Consider the following 18,137-nt stretch of genomic DNA (forward strand, 5'->3'; position numbering starts at 1 on the left):
ACATGCGGGTTATCGCGGGGCGGTTCAGGAACCGCTCCATTCAATCGCTCAAGGCCGCATGGCTGCGGCCGACGACCGACCGGACGCGCGAGTTCATTTTTTCCTGGCTCGGAAACCTGGTGCCAGAGGCACGGGTGCTCGATCTTTTTGCCGGCACCGGTAGCCTTGGCATTGAAGCGGTCAGCCGGGGTGCTGTGGAGGCGACCTTTGTCGACAGTGCGGCTGCTGCGTACACCCTGATCCAGCGCAACACCGCTGCCCTGGATATCCCCGCGGCCGTCTTCCGCCAGGAGGCCCTCTCCTATTTAAAACGCGCAGCCCGGATGCACTGGCGCTATGATCTAATCTTTTGCGACCCCCCCTACTTCTATCCGGAGTATGCGGAGCTGCTGCAGCAGATCCAGGAGGGTGCGGTGCTGCAAGCGGAGGGACTCCTGATCTATGAAGCCAGCTCGCGGGAAATGCTCGCTTGCCCGGAACCCTGGCGGCTGCGCAAGGAGAAAGTGATGGGCGACACCCGGATTCTTTTTATGGAACTGGAGCATGCCGAAGAAAATAGCGATTTATCCCGGATCGTTTGACCCGATCACATACGGGCATATCGATATAATCAAGCGCGCCAGTATGCTCTTCGATGAAGTGGTGGTCGCCGTGGCGCGCAACCTCGGCAAGACGCCGCTCTTCAGCGAAGCAGAGCGCGTCGCTATGATTCGCGAAGCTATCCGTGAGCTGCCCACGGTTTCGGTGGATAGTTTCCAGGGCCTTTTGGTCGATTATGCCCGCAGTATGGGCGCGCAAGCCGTCATCCGTGGGCTGCGCGCAGTATCCGATTTCGAATATGAGCTGCAAATGGCCCTGGTCAACCGCAAACTGGATGAGCACATGATCACGGTCTTTCTGATGCCGCATGAAAAATATTCTTATTTGAACTCCAGCATCGTCAAGGAACTGGTGCGATTCAACGGGGATGTGAGCAGTTTTGTCCCGCCCCACGTCGAAGAAAACCTGCTGCAAAAGATGAGGAAACCATGACCATTCTCGAACAGATTCAGGCCAAAGCCAAAAAGAAGATCCAGGTGATCGTCTTCCCCGAGGGGGAGGATGACCGGACCATACAGGCGGCAGCCACCTGCCGCAGGGAACATCTAGTCACGCCGGTCCTCCTCGGTGATCCGGCTAAAATCACGGCCCGGGCGACGGCGCTGGGAGCCGATCTGGCGGGTGTCGAAATGGTGATACCGGAAAAAGATCCCCAGTTTGAGGCGTACGCCCAGACCTTTTTCGAGATGCGCCAGCACAAGGGTCTTGATCTTGAGACGGCGCGTAAGAATATGGCCCAACCCCTCTATTTCGGCGCCATGATGGTGCGTCAGAAACGCGCCGCAGCCAGTGTCGCCGGCGCGACTCATACGACCGGGGATGTGCTCCGTGCCGCCCTGCAGGTCATCGGTGTAGCCCCGGGGTACTCCGTTGTCTCGAGCTGTTTTCTGATGGTGCTGGCCGATGGCCGGAACCTCACTTTCGGCGATTGCGCGGTTATCCCGGATCCGACTGCTGAACAGTTGGCGGATATTGCTCTGGCCTCCGCCGAGACTCATCGCAGCCTGACGGGGGAGGAACCCCTGGTGGCGATGCTCTCCTTCTCGACCAAGGGCAGCGCTTCGCATCCGCTGGTGGATAAGGTGCAGCAGGCGGTGGCGATCGCAAAGCAGAAAAAGCCGGATCTCAGGATCGACGGCGAACTGCAGGCGGATGCCGCGTTGGTCGCTGCGGTCGGCGAACGCAAAGCCCCGGGCAGCACGGTGGCCGGTCGGGCCAATGTCCTGATTTTTCCCGATCTCCAGGCCGGCAACATCGGTTACAAACTAGTTGAACGTCTCGCCGGTGCGCAGGCGATCGGTCCAATCATCCAGGGCCTGGCGCAGCCGGCCAACGATCTTTCCCGTGGCTGCAAGGCCGAGGATATCGTCAATGTGGCCTGCATCTGCAGCCTCAAAGCCGGAAACCAGGTCTAATAAGGAGACCGGATGGAACTCGCCAAACGCCTCGAACGTATGACCGAATCGCCGACCGTGGCACTCAACAGCACCCTTGCGCGCCTCAAGCGCGAGGGGAAGGATGTCGTCGCCCTTGGGGCCGGGGAGCCCGATTTTGACACCCCGGCGCATATCAACGCCGCCGCGATTGCCGCGATCAACCAGGGCTACACCAAATACACGGCGGCGGAGGGCAGCCTTGAGCTGCGCGAGGCGATCGGCAACTGGCTCGAGGAGACCTATCAGGTCCGCTATTCCCCCAAAGAGATCGTCGTCACCCCCGGCGCTAAATATGCTGTTTTTGAGGCTATTCTCGCAGTGTGCGACCCCGGCAGCGAAGTGGTTCTTCCCTCTCCCTACTGGGTGAGTTACCCCGAGATGATCCAACTGGCCGATGCGACCATGCGCTGCATCGATCCAGCCGACCGCGACCACCTCAAGATCACCCCCGCAGAACTGCGGGCAGCGATCACCGACAAAACCAGGCTGGTCATCCTCAACAGCCCGAGCAATCCCTCCGGGGCGGTGTACAGCCGCCAAGAACTCGCGGCCCTGGTCGAGGTCATCCGCGCCGCAGGCGTCTGGCTGCTTTCCGACGAGATCTATGATCAGATCGTCTTTGATGAAAAAGGCTATACCAGCCTGAGCCAGTTTCCGGAGATTCGTGACAAGCTGCTGCTGGTCAACGGGGTCTCCAAGAGTTGCGCAATGACTGGATGGCGCATCGGTTTCCTCGCGGCGCCGACCAGGGTCGCGGCAGCGGTGGTCAAATATCAAGGCCACACGGTCTCCAATCCAACCTCGATCTCGCAAAAGGCCGCGCTTGCAGGGTACAGGGGATCCAAAGCCTTCATCGAGGAGATGAACGCCGCCTTTCGCACGCGGCGCGATTACCTCTTCCGTCGGCTGCAAGCGATTCCGCGGGTGCGCTGCCTGCTACCGCAGGGCGCCTTTTATCTGTTTCCCGATGTCTCCGCCTATTACGGCCACGAGAAGAAGGGGTATACAGTGGACGACTCGGTGAGCCTCTGCCAGTATCTACTCCAGGAATTCGGCGTAGCGATCGTGCCCGGGGTGGCCTTCGGGATGGACACCCATGTCCGGCTCTCCTATGCAACCTCCATGGAGGTGCTGGAGAAGGCACTCGATCGGATTGAAAGCGGTTTGCACTCTCTCTTATAAGCAGGAAAACAGTAATGCCAACGTATGATTATCAATGTAAAAAGTGTGGATTTATCTTTGAAGCCTTTCAAAGCATCGTGGCTGAACCCCTGGTGATTTGCCCAAACTGCGATGAACCCGAAGTCCGCCGGATTCTTAGCGGCGGTGCGGGTTTGATCTTCAAGGGTTCGGGTTTTTATCAGACCGATTACAAGCACAGCCATGCGACAACCAACAACTCCAGTGATAAGAGCGGAAGCAAAAGCGAGACCAAAAGCGAGACCAAAAGCGAGACCAAAAGCAATGAGTGATGAGATCGCCTTCAGCAGCACCCTGCGTGCGGGACGATACAAGCTTGCGATCCATACCCGCTTTGATCCTGAGGGGGCAAAAGCGCTGGCCACGGTCCAGGATGGGGAGACAGTCGTGGATACGCGGGAAGCCGCCATCGATGAAACGACGGCACCGGAAGCGATCGAGGTGGAAGTGCGTCAGTTTCATGATCTCACTCTCTCGGATCTTGACCTGCTCTTCTGTGTGAACGACAAGGTTCGCGAAGGCAAAAATCCCGCCTCGCTGGCACGGCTGGGGACGCTCTTTCTGGAAAAGGGATTTTACGATGAAGCCGTCGAGACCTTTTCTGCCCTGCTCGAGCTGGATCCGGAATACGAGCATATCCATTACAGCCTCGGGCGCGTCTGGTACCGCAAGGGCGACAACAGCAAGGCGTTGGATGAGCTGCGCCTCGCGGTGGAAAAACAGCCGAACTACCCTGATGTCCATTATCTTCTGGCCGCGGTACGGCGCAAGCTGGGCGAGCATCAGGAGGCGGTGGCGAGCTGCCAGCAGGCCCTGGCGCTCAATCCCGATTATGTGAGTGCGCATTTGCTGCTGGGGCTGATTCTGGCGGAATCGACACTCCAGATGCCGAGTCATCCGGAGCTACCGCCCCCGATCGAGCGCATCAAGGAGAGCAAACAGCATCTACTCTATGCCATGGATCTGGTCAGCCCCGGCCAACGGCAGCACCTCTCCAGAGGACTGGAGTGCCTCGACCTCCGCGACCATCTGGAGGAGGGACTCGGCGAGATCGAAAAGGCGATCGAACCGCCTGACCTGAATCATCGCAGTGTTATTGCCGACAGCGAGTTTTATCTGAAATTCATGTTCGCGGATCTCGAGCGGGACAACCGTACCCTGGATAGCTACATCAAAACCCTGGAAAAGGCGATTGCCCAGCATCCCGAGTATGCCGATCTCCATCAAAGCATCGGCACGGCCTATCTGCTCCGGGGTTGGCACAGTTTTGCCCGCGCGGTGGAGGCCTATCGTCAGGCGGTGCATATCAACCCGGACTATCAAAAAGCAAAGAATAACCTCAAACTGCTGGAAAATGACGGGCGGGGATTTTTAATCCTGTTGCGTGCCATTCTCAAATAACTCACTGGTTTTCCGCTTATCTCCGCATCACCGTACGTCAGCATCAGGATCATGCAAGGAACAGGCTTCGTTTTCCATACGCTCGGCAGCGGCACGGACCGGGTGAAGGCGTCCTTCCCGCCGCTCTTTTGTGAACTTGGGAGTCCCGTAACCCTTTGCTGGTATAATGTTTGCAACTCTCTGCCAGCAACCCGAAAGCTCTGGTAAAGTGCCCGGATTTCGCCCTGTTGTGTTTCGAAGCAGGACAGGGGCCTTCCGGTGAGACACTTTGCCTTTTTCTCAGCATGGTTTGGCAGCCGTTTCAGGACATCAACATGAGAGTATTGCGTTTTTTCCTCGTTGGGTTCATACTTGCAGGCAGTGGTACCTTCCTCCAGGCACAGACGCTGCGCCGCGTCGTCGCAACTCCCCTGGAGTCGGGCTCTCCGGCGGTGCTTCGTTTCGAATGGGATAATGAAACACCCCTCACGCCGCAGGCGCGGATGGGGCTGCTGCTGCCGCGCGAGTTTGACCGCGCCCAGCTTCTACTCGCCGCCTCGACGCGCATCAATGGCGGCTTCCGGCTCGCTAACAACGGCGATACCCTATGGGTTGAGCGCAGCGGCGCCGGGGACCGGGTTGCCGCGAAGCAGACGCTGGATCTCGCGATCGCCAGCATCGGCCTGCCGCAAGTGCCGGAGCGCCCCTGGCCCTTTGTTTTCATCCTTCAAGACAGCAGCCGGCGGGTATCTTTCTCTGCCACGATGACCCTTTCTCGTCCATAGGGACACGCAGCATATTATGTCAGGCAAATTCTTGTCCAAACGATTTTTCCATACGGCTTTGCTGTTCTGCATTCTGGCTGCAGCCTCCCGTTCCGCTGCCGGCACGCTGACCAACGTCCGTGATAGCCTCTCCACCTATGCCTCAGGCGCCATGGCCGTGCACATCATCAAGTTTACTAATGTTATTCCGATTTCGCGCACGGGGAGCATCACCATTCGGTTTCCCGATTCGACGTCGACTGCTGATTCCCGGTTTCGCATGGTCAGCGGGCAGGTCATCGCCGGTTTTGGCAGCGTCTCGCCGGCTACCTCCTGCGGCGGTTTCAGCTCCTATACGGTCGCCGGTGACAGTGTGCGCTGCATCCGCGACGGCACCGGAACGGACATTTCAACCGGTTCCACGGTGACTTTGCTTCTGGCATTGATCCGCAATCCCCTGCGACCCCGCTTGAATGTGACCGTGACGGTCCGGCATTGGGACGGGGGCAGCCCGGCAAATCCTTTCGATAGCGGTCTCTCCAGCCCCTTTCACATCGACGGCCCGGCTGCATCGTTCTCTTTGGCCTCCGTCGGCGCGCAGGCTTCGGGCGTGCCGTTCATGCTGCAGGTCTATAACGCCAAGGACGTCTACGGCCACGGTGCGGGGGGGACGCTGGCTGTCTCTGCAACGAGCGGCGGCGGCGCCGCCCCGGATGGCACGCTGCCGAGCCTCAATCCCATCCTGCTGAATAACGGCGCCGGACAATCCAGCCAGGTGCTTTTCAAGGCCGAATCGGGGGTGGTCTTGCAAGCGGCTTCGACCCTGACAACCAAAACGACCAACGCCTTTACGGTCACACCTGGGGCGGCCGGCCGCCTTCTCCTCAGCGGCGAGCCCCTGACCCTCACCGCTGGCGCGACCCTGCCTAATGCAATTATCGTCCAGGCCCTGGATAAACACGACAACCTGGCCACGACCTACAGTGGCACTGTAACCTTTAACAACAACGATCCGGGTTACTTGCCGGGCGACCTGCCCGGTTCTAGCGCCTTGACGGCCGGTCAGCTCACTTCCGCCGGCAGCAATTTCAGATTGCGCACGGCCGGAGCGCGCAAGATCTGGGTTTCCGATGGCACCTTGAGCGACACCACCGGCGTGATCAATGTAACCGGCGGTGGAATTGAAAGTTATACTTTAACCGTTTCCGGAACGCCGATGGCTGGCCAGCCGGCCACCCTGAACGTCAGCGGCGCGGTCGATGCGTATGGCAATGCCGCTAGTGGGACGGTCACGGTCGCCTTTGCCGATGGTAATGCCAACCATGCCATCGGCGGAAACACCCCGGTCTTTTCGAGCATCGCCGTCAGCAACGGCACCGGCAGCGGCACAGCCACCTTTTACAGGTCGGAGGGGCCGGTCAGTGTTCAGGGACTGGCCGGTTCTGTGGCGGTCACTTCGAACACTTTTCAGGTGGTGCCCGGCCCTTTGGGCCGGCTGGTTTTCATCGCCGATCCCAGCACGCTCACCCCACTGCCGGTGACCCTGACAGCCGGCGATTCCCTAGGCGCGGCTGCGGACTATTTGCTGGTGACGCTCCAGGATAGTTATGGCAACGTGAAAACCGATTTTACCGGCACCCTCTCCTTCTCCAGTTCGGATGTTCAAGCGGTCTATCCGGCGGCCTATTCCTTCACCGCGGGGGATCTCGGCAGTAAGCGCTTTCCCCGGGATCTCTTCAGACTCAAGACCGCCGGCAACCAGACCTTCACTGCCCAGGCGGGGGGCTATACCCAAAAACTCGATCCCATCCTGGTCACCAGCGACCTGATCCGCAGTTTCACGCTTTCGGCAGGAACCACGCAGACGGCCGGTGGCGCCTTCAATGTGACCGTCAGTAATGCCCGTGATAAATACAATAATGCTGCGTCCGGACTGGTCGAAATCAGCGCCACAGCCGGAGGCGGCGCTGCGCCGAATGGGCAGCTTGCGACATTGACGGCCATTCCGGTAAGCAACGGCAGTGGTCTGGCCGCACAAATCCTGGTCAAGACCGAAACGGTCCTTCTGCGTGGACGGGCCCTGGATGGTAGCACGGAACTGGCTCGCTACGATCTGCCGGCCATCACGGTAAAACCGGGCGCCCTTGGCTCCCTGGAGTTGAGCGGTTTGCCGGCCTCGATCCCCGTCAAGACGACCTTCCCGGGTGCTGTGACCGTCACGGCATTCGATCGTTTCGGCAATCTGAAGACCGATTATTCGGGCACGGTTCATTTCAGCAGCAGCGCTGCTGTGGCGAGCCTGCCGCCGGATAAGGTTTTTACGAATACAGCGCAATTTTCGTTTGTTGGTGCCTTCAGTATCTCGACCCCCGGTCTGCAAACCATCACCGTCCGCGATCTGTCTGCTTCGCCGGTGGTCGCCACCACCAGCAATCCCATCGATGTCAGTGCTCTGCTCATCACCGCCCTCTCCGCCACGCCCACCAAAGTGAGCCAGGGCCAGAGCGGTATCCTGGTCGCAATGGGTCTGGAGAACTATGGTGCAAGCGCGGTCACCTCGCTGGGTGGCGGATTGCATTTTCGCACCGACCGGGACGCCGACTCTGACTATACCTGGACCTGGCCCTCCGGAGCGAACCAGGTCCCCCCGATGAACGGCAGCACCCCGGGCAAGCTTACCGTCACAATCCCGGTGGCGGTTTCCGCCACCGCCGGCACCGGATCAACCCGGATTACCGGCTTCGCCAGCGGTCTCTACAATGGCGCAGCGGTGTCTGTCGATGATACCACCGTTGTTGACACCTGGTTGGTCCAGCAGAAGGCGGCACTAACCCTCAAGAGCGTCCGGGTTGTGGCGGATACCGTCAACCAGGGCCAGAGCGGCATCCTGATCGAATGCGTGGTGCAGAATGGTTCCTCCTCGGGGCTGGCCGATGCCGCCGTCACCGGAGCGCTCTTCAGCTTCCGGCTGGAAAATGTCAATGACGTCTCCCCCTCTTTTCCTGTCACGGCCGCGACGAACAACGAAAGCATCGTACCCGCCGGGCAGAGCAAGACGCTGCGCTACTACATGCAGTCGAGCATCACCGCTCCGATCGGACGGATTTATCTCTATCCCTCGATTCAGTATAATGACCAGAATTCCCAGGCGGCAGGATCGACCGGCGAGTCGGCAAGCGATCTCTTCTTTAGTCAGGAGGCCGGGGCGCTGCAGATCACCGAGATCACACCTTCGCAGCCGGCGGTCACCCGGGAACAGCCTCGCAGCTGGAGCATCACCGTCGGGGTCCAGAACACCGCCTCCTTCCCGCTGGAGATCGACTTTAATACCGCCAAGACCCATCTCGAATTCCGCCGCGGCGGGACGGACTACTCCGCCTATTTCACGATTTTAAATCCTCCGGTCATCCTCTCCAATAACGCCTATATCCTGGCGAAGAAGGGCGCGACTGGAGACAGCAGCGGGATCGTCTATATCATCAACAACGTCAACGCGCCGCCGGGAACCTATTCGATCGTCAGCCGGATCGAGACAACGGATGGCATCAAGACCAGCGATGCTTTTGGCAGCATCGAAGTCCAGTCCGAAGCCGATCTCTACATCTCCAAGATTATCGCCTCCCAGAGCTACGCAACGGTCAATGATGCCAGCTGGCCCTGGTACATCGACGTCGGCTTGACCAATCAGGGAGGCAGCACGGTCGAGATCGATACGGTCAACAGCACCTTGAATTTCTCCGTGGCGGGATTCGTCGTCGGCGTTCCCAAACTGGTGCAGAACCAAACGATCCTGCGCGGGAACCAGTCGGATCTGTTACGTTTCCCCGTGCGGCGCAACGGCAGTGCCGCCGGAGCGGTCTCCATCAGCGCTACGGTTTATTACTATGTGCAGAACTATGGAGCGCAGCGCGCTGTCCCCGCTTCTGCCTTGCGCGGCAGCGTCACCCTGCAAAAACGCGCGGAAAACTATATCACCGGCATCCGCCTCGAGCCGGCCGTGTTAACAGAGGACAAGGCGGCACCTTGGCGCGTCATCCTCACGCTGACGAATCAGCCGGACCAGGGGGATGTCGAACTCAATTTGACGAACAGCGACAGCACCTTCGTCCGCTTTTCGACTTACGCCCTGCCGCTGCCCACCCGCCTGGCGGGCAACGGCACCAAGATCCTGAAATCGGGCAGCACCGACAGCCTCATCTTCACCGGCGTGGTCCCGATCACCGACAGCGGCCTTTTCCCGGTCACGGCGCGCGTCGCCGGCCGCGATCTCAACAGCAACCTGCCGGTCCAGGCGACCCCTCCGCAAACGCCAACGCTGGAGGTGCAAAATCCGCCCAACTTGATGGCCATGACGAAGTCGATCCAGCCCGCATATGTCTCGGGCGGGACCGTCTACCGCTTCCAGATCAATGTGATGAACACCGGAGGGGCGTCGGTGATGCTCGATCCGGCACGGACGCACTTCTCCTTCGGCGATGGCATCACGACGTATTCGGCCTTGCTCGATGACTCTTTCGGCGCGACCCTCCCCGGAGGCAGCACTCGCACCCTTTATTTCCGTTTCAAGGATCTTCTGGCCTCCATCAAGCCGGGAACCTACCAGCCCCGACTTGAGCTGGCGGGCATGGAGAACGGTAACAGTTTCAGTGATACCCTCGACCTCTCTGCGAACAAGATCACCGTAGCTTCCCCCCGCGAGGTGATGATCACCTCCCTGGGCAGTGCTGTGGAGACCGTTACGGCGGGTCAATCCAGACCATGGTACATTGATCTGCAAATCCGGAATAACGGCAGCAGCACCCTGCGTCTGGATTCGACGCGCATCGTCTTTTACCGCAACAGCGTGGATATCTCGAATGCCTTTGCCCTGGTCAAGCCGGATACGTTCTTGACAGGCGAGGCGAAGGTCACGGCGGAAACAGATGCCATCCTGCGTTACCGCGTTGATGCAGTTGATGCCACCCTCGATCCGGGCCAGGTGATCATCAGCGGCCGCATCTGGATGACCGATGATGCCCAGGCGTTCCGGCGCTTCGACGAGCAAACCGACCAGGGCAACTCGGGTTATGTCATGGTTCAGGCGCCGGCTGATCCCGTACTAGTCACCTTCAAATCCTCACAATCCAGCATCACCCGCGGTCAGACTGTGTCCTGGACTATTTCGGCGGTCCTGCGCAACCGGGGCGGAAGCACCCTCGCACTCGATACCTCCAGCGTGGCGCTCCATTTCAGCGCCGGCGATACCTTGTTCACGGTGCGTGCGCCAGGTGCGTTTCTTAGCCGCGGTGATTCGCTCCTCCTGCCCGGTAAGGAAGACAGCGTGCGCTGGAGTGTCGAGAGCGTTTCTGCCCGCTTGCCGGTGCCCGGTACAGTGCGGGTGGACGGATCGATTCGTCTGAGTGAACTCAACAGCGGCCGCACCCTCCTTCTGAATACCGCCACCGCTTCCGCTGGATTCGACCTTGCGGTTCAGGATTCTGCGGTGGCGCGCCTCGCTGGCCTGCGCTTGGTCGTGCCGCAGGACTCCCTGGTCGATGGCGGGCAGACTTTTTATGTCCAGGCTTGCATCAAGAGCCTGCCTGGTCGCGACGGCTTGCTCGGCGCTCAGGTCCGCTTTGCAGCCAACGGCTACCTGACTTTTCCCTCCGGCCGCGAGACCAGCGTGGGCCCTATTGCAGCCGGTGACAGCCTCTGGACCGTGCCAGGCATTATAGTCCGCGCCGACACCACCTCCGGCGTCAATCCGACCCTTTTCGCGCACCTCTTCACGGCCACAGCGGCCAACACCCGCCAGAAGACGCTGATTCATCCGGCCCTGGCCGAGAAGGACTCCTCGAAAACCCTCCGCATCCAGAAGCCCGGAGCGCTGACCATCACCCGTATGGTTACCTCGCAAGACTCCATTCCCTCCGGCTACGGTTTGGACTGGACGATCCAGGTGGATGTGACCAATCCGAACGAGGGGGCCCTAATGCTCGATCCGCCCAGGGCGAGCGATATCACCATCAAGCAAGGTTTTGTGGTCCGGGCGCCGGCGCTGGCCGCTGCCCAGCGCCGGATCGCCCGGGGCGATACCCTCCATCTCGTGTATGAGGTCATTGCCTCGAGTTCGGGCAGCGGTCGCCTGCCCATCAACGCCCAGTTGAGCGCCCGGGATATCAACGATACCCTGCGGGTCGTCTCGACCAGCGCGACCACTTCGATCTATATCTCGACCAGTGCGCGGGTGCGTATCGCCCGGACCTCAGTGAATGCGGAGAGCTACTACGTGGATAGCGCCGGCATCGGCCACCTCAACACCCGGCAGCCCTTCCAACTGGAAGTAGATGTGGAAAACAACGGGGGACAGGCCCTACGGAGCGTCTACGTGCGCCTCACTGGTCAGCGATCCGTCGTCACCCCCGGTTTGCAGCTCATGGAAAACCTGAGTTCCTTTGAGGGACCGCGCCGCGTGCGCTTTGCCGTCATCGCCGATAGTGTGGAAAACCTGGCGGGTGAAACCTTCACGGCCGAGATCACCCAGGCAACCGGTGAGGATGGCGCGGCCGCTTTTATCTCCCCGGCGACCGATGCCACCGCGATGATCCGCATCTATCGGCCGGCAGTCCTCAAGCTTCTCAGCACATCAGCGCTGACTCCAAATCCTGAGAGGATCGTTAGTTACGGACAGACCTTTCCGGTGGAGGTGGTAATACGCAATCAGGGATCCGAGCCGGTCAGCGGTGTGACCGTGACAGCCGGCGCAGAGGTCGCCGAACGGGTGACCATCGCCGGCACGCCCCTGGTTTTGGAGAAGACGATCACGGCAGGGGATACCGCGCGTGCGCGCTTCATGGTCACCGCCGGAAGTAAAAGCGGCCAGGTTTTGATCCGATCGGCCATTACGGCTTCGGTGGGACAAAACACCCGCCTCTCCGCGCCTCTGGATCGAGCGGATCAGGACTCATCGACCCTAGTGACCATCGAGTCCAATGCCCGACTCAAGGTGCTTTCGGTGCGCGCCCCAGTGGCAATCACCGCCGGGGACGCCCAGAATGACTGGCGCATTTACGTCAAGGTTAAAAACGAGGGTGATGCGGATCTGCGCTTTATCGGCATCTCCCCGGCTAACCTTTCCTTTTATACCAATGGCGTCCAGGATCCGGACTACCGGGTCAATGCGCCCGCCAAACTGATGGGGGCGGACAGCCTGGTGCTTCGCGGCCAAAGTCAGGATTCACTGCTCTATATCGTCACCCGGAATGGCGACATTGCCGGCACCTGTGAGGTGCGCGTGCAACTTAACGCAATGGATCTGAACCGCGCGGCTACTGCTGAAAACCTTATGAGTGCCACGGGAACAACAACCCTCGAGGTGAGCAGCACCTCCTGGGTGCGCCTCAATCAAACCACTGTCGATTCAGCCAAGCGCTATGATAACCAGAATCTGGCCTTGATCAACCGCGGCCAACTTTTCAAGATTGCGGTAGAAGCGGAGACCAGCGAACTGACGGGAGTCGATTCGGTCTGGATCCAGCTCAGCAGCGACGGCGGTTCCAGCATTCTTCAGCCCCGGGTGGTCATTCCCGCAATCGGCAAAGGCAGCCGCGGCCGGGCGATCTTCACCGTGGTCGCCGACGATAGCTGGGAAGCGGCGCTTGGAGAAAAACGGGAGACCTTCACGGCGCAGATCCTCTCGGCCAGGACAGTCGGATCAGCCCTCTATGCCCAAATCCGCCAGCCGGAACGCCCCGCGGATGCGTTCACGGCGGTGCGGGTGCAGAACCCGGCGCGGATTGCAATAGGGCTTTTTCGCGAAAGCGGTCAGGATTCGATCCTGACGGCGGGGCAGGCGTTCAAACTGCTGGTCTCCCTGCGCAATCTGGGCACCGCGGCCATGGAAAATGGCAAATATACGGTTCTCCTGCCAGCCGGGAAAAAATACCAGCTCGCCGCGGGCCCGGCGGAGCGCTCCTTCTCCGTTCCCCTGGGGATGAGTGTTCGGGTCGACACCCTGTCGCTGATCTCGCCAGTGGCCGATTCTTTTTCCGATACCATCCGGGTGCAGCTTACGCAGGCCCCGCAGGACGTCAACATCGCTCGGCCTGCTGCGACTGAAACCACGATCGCCAGCAGTGTGGTCACCACCCTCAAGTCGGGACTGCTGCTCTCCCTGTCCATTAACGCGCCGGCTGGCGCCCAGGACGGTATTCTTTCTACGGCCCAGCAGATCGTGTTGCGCGCCATTGTGCAGGCCACCGACAATATTCAGCAGAAGAGCGTCACCCTGCAGTTGCCGACGACAGTCCCCTATGTTCTCCTCAGCGCCGCTGAACAGGATGTCACCGCCAGCCGCGATACCCTTTACTGGCGGCTTCAGGTCCCTGGCGAGGAGACGGTGATGGCGCATACCTTCCAGGCCGAGGCGCGCGGCCGCTCGGCCGATGGCTGGCAGACCGTGCAGCAGCGGGTGACGATCAATCAGATCGTCGGACGCGCCAACCTTTGGATCGACAACCTGGAGGTCAGCTCGCCGGCCGAGGGAGTGATGGAAAGCGGCCAGGCCAATTTCTCGGTGCGACAGCAGGCCACGTTGCGAACTCGGGTACGCAACCTCGGAACGGCCCGGGTCGGCACGACTGGCAAGCTCACCCTCTCGCTGCAGAGGAGCGGCCTGAAGCTGATGGGCACCGATTCGACCAAATCCTTTACCGCGGGCTCTTACGTGACCTGGAATGTCCAGGCTTCGGACACGGAGATCCGTGAGATTCGTGATATCCGCGTCGATATTAGTACCGCCCCTAATGATGAAAACACCAACGCTCCGGCGACCATTGCCAACGGCACCGCTACCCTTAATGTCATGACCGAGGCGCGCGGCACCATAAAAATAGAGAATTTCTATATCAGCGGCCCATCGGGCGCCAGGGACAACTCGGTATCAGCCGAACAAAGCTTTGTCGCCACCGCGGAGATCACGTCCACCAAGGTCCGAGATCTTCAAGCCGAGCTCAGCTACACCGGGGCCTTCTCGACCAATACCCCTTCAGTCGCCGTCGCCCTGGGCTCTCGGCAGGTGGTCAACTGGACCATCAAGGCGCCTGCAGAGGCAGGAAATAACACCCTGACCGTGACCGTCAGCGGCAAGGACTACCGTTCGAGCACCGTCCTGACCAACCAGCTCCGCACCCTAGCGGTGACCACAGAGCCGGTGAGCCGTTATATCCTGACGCCCAAGATCATCTTCCCGTCCGGATTGACCAACAAGGTCTCCAGCGAATCTCCCTTCAGGCTGGCCTTCTACATCCAGCATCAAGCCGGGACGGCTCCTTCCGTGGCTGCCGATGCGGCGACGATTCGTCTCAACGTCCCTGCCAGATTTCTCGACGGGACCGAGCCGCTGCTCAAAACCGGTCTTGACAGTCTGGCGTGGAATCTGGTCGCCCCGGCGGTCGGCCAGGATACCCTTTTCGACGTCAGTTTCACCGTTACCGACCTGCCCCGGGATGCCAATTCAGGGCTGCCGTCGATCACGGATTTGTCCAGTGTCTATTATCCGATCTGGGTGGTGCGCAAGGCCCGTCTTGAGATCCTGGCGCAGGTGCCTGGGCAATCGGGGATCAGCCCGGTCGCGGTTCGCATCGGCAACGAGTTCGATTTGACCGCGCTGCTCCACAACCTGGGTTCTGCTGATTATTATGGCAGCTATCAGGTGCGGCTCGAACTGCCAGTGGGCTACAACAGCCGGGATGCGCTCACCGTCAGCACGACGCAAGATACCGTTCGCTGGCGGATCAAGGCGCCGGACAAGGTCAGTGAGGTGCCGGATACCCTGGTGGTCCGGCTGCTCAGCGCGCCCCGGGATTATTTCTCCAAAAAGGCGGCCGAGATCGTGCGCGATTCTGCCCTGATTTTCATATCGCCGGAGGCGGGTTTCATGGTCGCCCGGAGCTTTCCGGTGCGCTCCAACTCGGTCGGCCTGCGCGGCGGGACCGACGTGCCGATGCTCGGGCTCAGTCTACAGAACAAGGACCATTCGATTGGCAGCCGCTCGTTGCTCGATTCGATCAAGGTTTCGTTCCGCAACCGCAAGGGCAGTGCGGTCGCGGCCCGCTCGGTCGTCAGCCGTATTGCGGCCGTCCGCCATGGCAGCAGCGGCGAGGTGCTAGCCGAAAACCGCGTTCCGGGCAGTAGCAGCGAGGTCTATCTCAATTTTGTTAAAGCGCTCCCCGATACCATCCGCAGTAGCGATCTCTTTGTGATCGATATTGTGGTGGACATCGCCGCGGCGGCCGATCTCGCCGATTTTGTCGTGGCCATAGATTCCGCCAATGCGATCGTGGCCCGCGACGCCATTTATCACAACCGGCTGAGCATGGCCGATTCGACCCTCAACCGGGTGCATTATCTTGGCTTCAGCTCCGGCACCCTGGTGGTGATGCAGAGTGATCTGGCGAAATCGTTCTGCAATTATCCCAATCCTTTCGGCACCGCCGCGCGGCCGGTGACCAAGTTCGTCTATTATCTTGAGGAGTCGAGCGATATTCAGATCAAGATCTTCACCCTCACCGGCGATCTGGTGCAGGCTTGGGAATATACCAAAGCAGCACATCCCGCCCAGACCAGCGCAGGAGTCCATCAGGATGACGTGGTTTGGGATGGCCGCAACGGCCGTGGCGAGAAAGTCATGAATGGCATTTATCTTGCCTACCTGAAGACCGAGAAGGGTGAACTGGCCTTATCGAAAATAGCCGTCGTCAAATAACTGAAATGGGCACGCTGTCACTGTGAAGCAATTTTATCGCACCTATTTGTTCTGCCTGCTCGCGTTCTTGTCTTCGGGCGCCGTGGTGGTCTCCGCCCAGACGATCCTTCAGGACAAAGCCTGGGGCGGGGCGAACGATATCTTTGATCAGCCGGTTGGCGCCCGTGCTCTAGCGATGGGCGGCGCTTATACCGCGGCAGCGGACGATCCCTTCGCCCTCTACTGGAATCCAGCTGCGCTCGAAAAGGTCAAGAACATGGGGCTTGGCCTCTATTACTCCAATCTGACGGCGGGGACACAGTACAGCTATCTGGGCTATGCCCATCCCACCCTCTTCATCGGCACCTTCAGTATCGGTGTGCTCACCCTTTCAACCCCGGATATCGATCTCTATGACGACCAGGAGCCGATCAAGTTGGGTTCGGTGGCCTATAGCCGCACCCTGCTGATGCTGGGTTACGGCTATCGTCCCATCAACTGGCTCTCGCTGGGGGCGACGATGAAGGTTGAACGGGCATCACTGCCGGCCTATCCCGATGCGGTCACCGGATCGGCTGGAAGTCTTACCGAATCCGCGCTCGGGGCGGACCTCGGCTTGCTGCTGGCGCCGCACTCCGAATCGCCTTTTTTGAATCAGCTTTCGCTGGCGTTCAGTCTGCAGAATGCCATCCAGCGCTCCATGCGGGCGGTGGAGGCGAAAGATACCACACCGCGAACGATGCGTCTCGGTTTGGCCAAGGGGGTCGCCCTAGGGGAGGATGGCAGTACCATGACCCTCGCCCTGGAATATGACAAGGCGAGCACCATGCCAGGCCAATCCCATCTCGGGCTGGAGTACACCTTTCAGGATCTCTTTTCACTGCGGACCGGTTTTAATCGCAATCATCTGACCTACGGCGGCGGCCTCAAGCTAGCGGGCGTACAGTTCGATTATTCCTACTGGAACGGGGATGATGCCTGGCTCGGCAGCAGCCACCGGATTTCGCTGATTCTCAATATCGGCCGGAGCCGGGAAGCGCGGTTGGCGGAATATCAGGAGCGAGAGGCGCGCCGGATCGAACAGGAGCTGACAGCCAAACGCCAGGCTGAACGGACCGAGGCCATCGTCTCCGGAATGAGCCGGGCGCGCGTTCTTGTGGGCAAGGGTGATTATCCCGGCGCCTACAGCGTCATCAGCCGGGTGCTCTTTTATGATGTGACCGGGAGCGACCCCGATCTCGAAGAGGCGCGCGAGCTGCTCAAGCAGATCAACACCGCCCTTGAGGAAGAGCGGAAGCGCGAGGAGGCGGCCATCCTCGCTAAAAATGAAGAAGAGATGCGCATTAAACGTAATAATCTGGCGATCGAACAGCATTACCAAAGGGCTTTGAACGCCTACAGTTTGGAGGATTATCCGACGGCTATCCGGGAATGCGATCAGGCCCTCGCCATCGATCCCAACAGCGAGCGGGCTACCGACCTGCGACGCAAATCCGATGAGCAATTACGCCGCAAGATCATGCAGCTGGCCGAACGCGCGCGGCAGCTGCAGGCTCAGGATCGCGGCTACGATGCCATCACCCTTTACAATCAGGCCCGGCAGATGGCTAAGGGCATTCCCGATATCGAGACCTTTCTTTCCGGACAGATCTCCTCCATCGAGAGCCGCCTGAGCCGTGAGGATCTAATGCGGCGCGCCGCCGCCCAGGAGCTGAGTCAGAACTGGGCTGAAGCCGCTTCCCTCTACCAGGAAGCCTTGCGCTACGACCCGGGCAACCGCTCCTTGCAGGATCGCTATAAGGAGGCCAAGGCGCGCGCCGAGGCACGGGACATGGAGATGCCCGAAAATGTGCGCGAACTCTACCGCCTGGGTGCACAGGCCTATGCGCAGCACAAGTACGAAGAGGCGGTGCGCCATTTTGAGGAGGCGCGCAAGCTGCAGCCGTTGAATAAAAAGATCCTCAAGGCCCTGGATTCGGCCAAGGAGAATCTACAACGGCAGAGCGCCACTCAGGGGGCCCAACCCAAATAAAA

General features: G+C 60.0%; 9 protein-coding genes. All 9 read left to right on the top strand.

Annotated features, from left to right (window positions below):
- Window positions 1–2 precede the first annotated feature (2 nt).
- Window positions 3–581 carry a 16S rRNA (guanine(966)-N(2))-methyltransferase RsmD gene (rsmD, locus tag PLH32_01970; protein ID HQJ63359.1) on the top strand — a complete coding sequence of 193 codons (579 nt, stop codon included), beginning with the start codon at window positions 3–5 and terminating at the stop codon, window positions 579–581.
- Complete coding sequence (coaD, locus tag PLH32_01975) at window positions 544–1,032, top strand: pantetheine-phosphate adenylyltransferase (protein HQJ63360.1); 489 nt, start codon at window positions 544–546, stop codon at window positions 1,030–1,032. Before rsmD ends, coaD begins: the two co-directional genes overlap by 38 nt.
- Window positions 1,029–2,015 carry a phosphate acetyltransferase gene (gene pta, locus PLH32_01980; protein ID HQJ63361.1) on the top strand — a complete coding sequence of 329 codons (987 nt, stop codon included), beginning with the start codon at window positions 1,029–1,031 and terminating at the stop codon, window positions 2,013–2,015. The genes coaD and pta overlap by 4 nt, the downstream gene beginning before the upstream one ends.
- 12 nt (window positions 2,016–2,027) lie before the next feature.
- Complete coding sequence (locus PLH32_01985) at window positions 2,028–3,218, top strand: pyridoxal phosphate-dependent aminotransferase (GenBank protein ID HQJ63362.1); 1,191 nt, start codon at window positions 2,028–2,030, stop codon at window positions 3,216–3,218.
- 14 nt (window positions 3,219–3,232) lie between these two features.
- Window positions 3,233–3,508, top strand: coding sequence for a zinc ribbon domain-containing protein (locus tag PLH32_01990; GenBank protein HQJ63363.1), 276 nt, complete (start codon window positions 3,233–3,235; stop codon window positions 3,506–3,508).
- Window positions 3,501–4,637 (top strand): tetratricopeptide repeat protein, encoded by a 1,137-nt coding sequence (locus tag PLH32_01995; protein ID HQJ63364.1) that lies wholly within the window; start codon window positions 3,501–3,503, stop codon window positions 4,635–4,637. Before PLH32_01990 ends, PLH32_01995 begins: the two co-directional genes overlap by 8 nt.
- Window positions 4,638–4,951: 314 nt before the next feature.
- Entirely contained in the window at window positions 4,952–5,401 is a 450-nt protein-coding gene (locus tag PLH32_02000) for a hypothetical protein (GenBank protein ID HQJ63365.1), read from the top strand.
- A 31-nt stretch (window positions 5,402–5,432) separates the two neighbouring features.
- Window positions 5,433–16,124, top strand: a complete 10,692-nt coding sequence (locus PLH32_02005; protein HQJ63366.1) for a hypothetical protein — start codon at window positions 5,433–5,435, stop codon at window positions 16,122–16,124.
- A 22-nt stretch (window positions 16,125–16,146) separates the two neighbouring features.
- Window positions 16,147–18,135 carry a PorV/PorQ family protein gene (locus PLH32_02010; GenBank protein ID HQJ63367.1) on the top strand — a complete coding sequence of 663 codons (1,989 nt, stop codon included), beginning with the start codon at window positions 16,147–16,149 and terminating at the stop codon, window positions 18,133–18,135.
- Window positions 18,136–18,137: the final 2 nt, after the last annotated feature.

Source organism: bacterium (assembly GCA_035419245.1).
Classification (GTDB): Bacteria; Zhuqueibacterota; Zhuqueibacteria; order Residuimicrobiales; family Residuimicrobiaceae; genus JAKPUX01.

Bases quoted from the DNA above. Each gene is read 5' to 3' on its own strand.
- PLH32_01990 (HQJ63363.1), top strand. From the start codon at position 3,233: ATGCCAACGTATGATTATCAATGTAAAAAGTGTGGATTTATCTTTGAA.
- PLH32_01985 (HQJ63362.1), top strand. From the start codon at position 2,028: ATGGAACTCGCCAAACGCCTCGAACGTATGACCGAATCGCCGACCGTG.
- PLH32_02000 (HQJ63365.1), top strand. From the start codon at position 4,952: ATGAGAGTATTGCGTTTTTTCCTCGTTGGGTTCATACTTGCAGGCAGT.
- PLH32_01995 (HQJ63364.1), top strand. From the start codon at position 3,501: ATGAGTGATGAGATCGCCTTCAGCAGCACCCTGCGTGCGGGACGATAC.
- pta (HQJ63361.1), top strand. From the start codon at position 1,029: ATGACCATTCTCGAACAGATTCAGGCCAAAGCCAAAAAGAAGATCCAG.
- coaD (HQJ63360.1), top strand. From the start codon at position 544: ATGCCGAAGAAAATAGCGATTTATCCCGGATCGTTTGACCCGATCACA.
- rsmD (HQJ63359.1), top strand. From the start codon at position 3: ATGCGGGTTATCGCGGGGCGGTTCAGGAACCGCTCCATTCAATCGCTC.